This is a genomic window from Brevibacillus massiliensis (assembly GCF_000311785.1).
Lineage (GTDB): Bacteria > Bacillota > Bacilli > Brevibacillales > Brevibacillaceae > Brevibacillus_C > Brevibacillus_C massiliensis.
The window spans coordinates 1-1795 of sequence record NZ_HE978549.1; the positions used below are offsets into that span (position 1 = coordinate 1).

General features: G+C 57.7%; 1 protein-coding gene and 1 pseudogene. Both read right to left on the reverse strand.

The genetic code is table 11. The features are described from left to right. Positions 1-144: 144 nt before the first annotated feature. A complete protein-coding gene (locus tag HGBM_RS22355; RefSeq protein ID WP_019123321.1) occupies positions 145-1197 on the reverse strand; it encodes a zinc-dependent alcohol dehydrogenase family protein in 1053 nt (350 codons plus the stop codon). 32 nt (positions 1198-1229) lie between these two features. Beyond that, a pseudogene (locus HGBM_RS28275) lies at positions 1230-1795 on the reverse strand (aldehyde dehydrogenase family protein); the annotation flags it as partial.

Here is a 1795-nt window from a genome sequence, read left to right on the forward strand (position 1 = left end):
CCAACTGATGATCGTGAGTTTCCAGTTCGTTGCAGTGCAAAAACACAAATTCTATAGATAATAGGTCGTACAAACTTAAGCCGGACATGCATTACTACCGTTGCTAAAGCCCAGAGGATCATCTCCCCTGGGCTTTCATGCGATCTATTTAAACCTCGTAATGACGTTAAACCCGAATGTCCGAAAGTTGGTCATGTCATCGAGAATTCCCGATACGTCATCGAGGGATACCTCGCGGGACACGAGCGATGCCGGATTTAGCCTGCCTTTCGCAATCATGGTGAGCAGACCGTCGTACGCCGAATGCGGATTGCCGATGCTGCCGACGATTTCAAGCTCCATCGCCGTGATCGCATCGATCGGCAGGCCGACCATTCCGCCTTCTTCTTTTGTCGTCAGACCGATCTGCACGTGTCGTCCGCCCTTCCGCAGGCAGAGGACAGAGTTGAGGATCGTATCGCGAATCCCCAGCGCGTCGATGGAGCAATGCGCCCCTCCCTTGGTGATTTCCTTGATGGCTTCCGTGACGTTTTCCTTCCGGGCGTTGATGACGGCTGCCGCCCCTTCTTCCTTCGCTTTCGCCAGCTTGTCGTCATCGACATCGACGGCGATGACCATCGCTCCGACCGCATTGCCGACCTGCACAGCAGATAGGCCGACACCGCCGGAGCCGTGTACCGCAAGCCAATTTCCCGGCTGTACGTTCCCGCGCAAAACCCCGTGGTAGCCTGTCATGTAGCGGCACCCGATCGCTGCCGCCGTCAGCGTATCCACCTCGTCAGGCAGACGGATCAGGTTGAAATCGCCGTTCGGCACGCAGACGTACTCTGCGTAGGCGCCATCGTAGCTAAAGCCGAAGATCGCCAGGTTATCGCACCGGTTGGAGTGCCCGCTCATGCAATTGGCGCAATGCGAGCAGCCTTCATGAAAAGGCGTTGTCACGCGATCGCCCACCCGGAAGTTCTTCACGTCCTTGCCGACAGCTTCGATCACGCCGCCCATTTCATGACCGGGGATAATCGGCAATTTCGGGCTCAGCCCGATCCACTCCCAGTCTCCCATCCAGGCATGCCAGTCGCTGCGGCACACTCCGCACGCCTCGACCCGGACAATCACATCTTTCGGTCCTGGCGTCGGATCCGGTACCTCACCGATCCGAAGCGGTTTTTGATGTTCATGTATTTGCGCTGCTCTCATGTACAAGTCCCCCTTTCAAATAAATCGATTCGTCAATCGAGATTGACCCACACCGCTTTCACCTGTGTATACAAATCAAGCGCGTACGATCCCATCTCGCGGCCGTAGCCGGACTGCTTGTAGCCGCCAAACGGAACCGCGGCGTCCAGCGCATTGTAGCAGTTGACCCACACGGTCCCCGCTTCCGGCGCGTGGGCGACCTTGTGCGCTTTGCGAACGTCTGTCGTCCATACCCCGGCAGCGAGGCCGTATTCCTTATCGTTCGCGCGGCGGATGACATCGGCGACCTGCGCTTCATCGTCGAACGGCATCGCGGCAACAACGGGGCCAAAAATCTCTTCCCTGGCGATCGTCATCTGGTCATGCACATCGGCAAAAATCGTCGGCGGGACAAAATAGCCGGCCCGATCCAGCGGTTCGCCGCCTGTAAGCGGGATCGCTCCTTCTTCCCGCCCTTTTGCAAATAGCCCGCGACCCGCTCAAACTGCTCGCTCGAGACGAGCGGCCCGATCTCTGTCGACGCATCCAGGCCGTTCCCCTGCTTCATTTTGGAAGCGTAGCTGGTCATGTCCGCCAGCACGTTGTCGTACACCTTTTT